The 2,445-nt window shown below is 68.3% G+C and carries 2 protein-coding genes; one reads left to right on the top strand and one right to left on the bottom strand.

All coding sequences use genetic code 11. The annotated features are described in order from the left end of the window. Window positions 1-1,596 (bottom strand): molecular chaperone HtpG (htpG, locus tag GXY15_02055; protein NLV39995.1); only part of this gene is annotated, 1,596 nt, incomplete at its 3' end. Between the two features lie 194 nt (window positions 1,597-1,790). On the opposite strand from htpG, the gene GXY15_02050 reads away from it, so the two are divergent. Beyond that, window positions 1,791-2,445: pyridoxal-phosphate dependent enzyme (locus GXY15_02050; GenBank protein ID NLV39994.1), on the top strand; the 655-nt coding region annotated here is incomplete at its 3' end.

The following is a 2,445-nucleotide window of genomic DNA, read 5'->3' as shown; positions in this document are numbered from 1 at the left end:
CTTGAGCATTTCAAGCAGCGAGCCGTGCTCTTTCTCGCGGTCCTTGCGGGCCTCCTCCGCCGCCTTGCGCTCCTCCTCGGTGCCCACCTCGCCCGCGCCGCGGGCGGCGGACTGGAACGCGAAGTCCTTGTACTTCTCCACCGCATCCGTCCACACCTCGTCCACGGGGTCGTCCAGCAGCAGCACCTCCCACTCCTTGGCGCGGAAGGCCTCCAGGTGCGGCGACCGGGCGATGCGCGCGCGGCTCTCGCCGGTCAGGTAGTAGATGTGCGTCTGGCCGGGCTTCATGCGGGCGATGTACTCGTCCAGCGAGACGGGCGCGTCCCCGGCGGTGGACTGGAAGCGCGCGAGGCCGAGCAGTTCCTGCTGGTTCTCCTGGTCCTGGAAGACGCCCTCCTTGAGGACCCGTCCAAACTCGGCCCAGAACTTGGCGTATTTCTCCGGCTCCTTCTCCGCCGTGTCGCGCAGCGCCGAGAGCACCTTGCCCGTGACCCCCTTGCTCATGCGCTGGATTTGGCGGTTCTGCTGGAGGATTTCGCGGGAGATGTTCAGGGGCAGGTCCTCCGAGTCCACCACGCCGCGCACGAAGCGCAGGTATTCCGGGAGCAGCTCGCGGCAGTCGTCCATGATGAAGACCCGCTTGACGTAGAGGTGGACCCCGTGGCGGACGCCCTCCTGGCGGAGCATCAGGTCAAAGGGGGCCTTGGACGGGATGTAGAGGAGCAGGCGGTACTCCAGCGTGCCCTCGATCTTCGCCTGTATCCGCAGCAGCGGCTCGGCCCAGTCATGGGAAACATGCCGGTAAAACTCGTTGTACTCCTCCTCCGTCACCTCGGCCTTGTCCCGCAGCCAGATGGCCTTCATGGAGTTCAGCGTCTCCGTCGTGACGACCTTGCGCTCCTCCGCGCCGGGCTTGGGTTTCCCCTCCTCGTCCCGCTCGACCTCGGTCCGCTCGATGTCCATCCGGATGGGATGGGCCACGAAGTCGGAGTACTGCCGGACCACCTGGCGGATGACCCATTCCTGCGTGTAGTCCTTCAGGCCGTCCTCCTCGTCCACGGGCTTCAGGTGCAGGGTCACCGTCGTGCCCGCCTCATCGCGCGCCGCGTCCTCCAGGGTGTAATAGCCGTCCCCGGCCGACTCCCAGCGCGTGGCCGTCTCCTCCCCCGCGCGGCGGGTCAGCAGGGTCACCCGGTCCGCCACCATGAAGGTGGAGTAGAAGCCCACGCCGAACTGTCCGATGAGCGCCTCCGACGCGGCGGCGTCCTTGGACTCGCGCAGCACCTTCAGGAACTCCTGCGTGCCCGACTTGGCGATGGTGCCGATGAGCTCCCGGACCTCGTCGCGGCCCATGCCGATGCCGTTGTCCGACACGGAGAGGGTGCGCGCCGCCGGGTCCGCGTCTATGCGGATGTGGGGTTCGGTTGCCGCCTGGAGCTCCGGCGATTTCAGCGCCTCGAAACGCCGCTTGTCCAGCGCGTCCGACGCGTTCGAAATGAGCTCCCGCAGGAAAATGTCCTTGTTCGAGTAAACCGAGTGGATCATCAGGTCCAGCAGTTGCCGGGCCTCCGTTTTGAACTCAAAGCGCTCGCTCATGGCTTCTTCTCCTCCGTCTTTTTGGTTGTTTTACGGGATACAGGGTCGGCCGGCCCCGCCGCGGCCCTGCGCGGCGTCCCCAATAACGCCTCGGATAGTATACTTGGCTGACGGGAAGGGCGGCAAAACGGGGTTGCGGGTGGTACAATGCACCCCGGTGCGCCGGGGTGCGGCGCGAGGCTGAGAGAGGACATATGACTTGCCTTTATGACGAGTTTCCCGCGTTGGCGGACACCCTGCCCCGCCTGCCGCTGGTGGCGGCGCCGACCCCCGTGGAGCCTTTGGACTTCGGGGCGGAGCGCGGCGCGGACGGCGTGTGGGTGAAACGCGACGACCTCAGCTCCCTCCTCTACGGCGGGAACAAGGTGCGCAAGCTGGCCTGGCTGCTGCCGCCGGCCCTGCGCCGGGGCGCCAAGATGGTGCTCACCTTCGGCGGCGCGGGGTCAAACCACGCCCTGGCCACCGCGCTCCACGGCGCGGCGCTGGGGCTGAAATGCGCAAGCGTCCTGGGCCCCCAGCACAATGCCCGCGCCGTGCGGCGCAACCTGCTGTGGAATCTGCACGCCGGGGCGGACCTGCGCCCCTGCCCGTGGCGGTGCGCGCCCATCGAGACGGCGCGCTGTTTCATCGGCGCATGGCGGCGGGACGGCGTCATGCCGCAGGTCATCGCGCCGGGCGGCTCGTCGCCCCTGGGCACGGTCGGTTTTGTGGAGGCCGCCTTCGAGCTGCGCGGCCAGGTGCGGCGCGGGCTGCTGCCCGAGCCGGATGTCCTGTATGTGGCCTCGGGCACCATGGGCACCTGCGTGGGGCTGGCGCTGGGCCTGGCGGCGGCGGGGATGAAGACCCGCG

It is taken from the genome of Candidatus Hydrogenedentota bacterium (genome assembly GCA_012730045.1).
GTDB lineage: Bacteria > Hydrogenedentota > Hydrogenedentia > Hydrogenedentales > CAITNO01 > JAAYBR01.
This window is presented reverse-complemented; position numbering and strand designations above follow the sequence as displayed.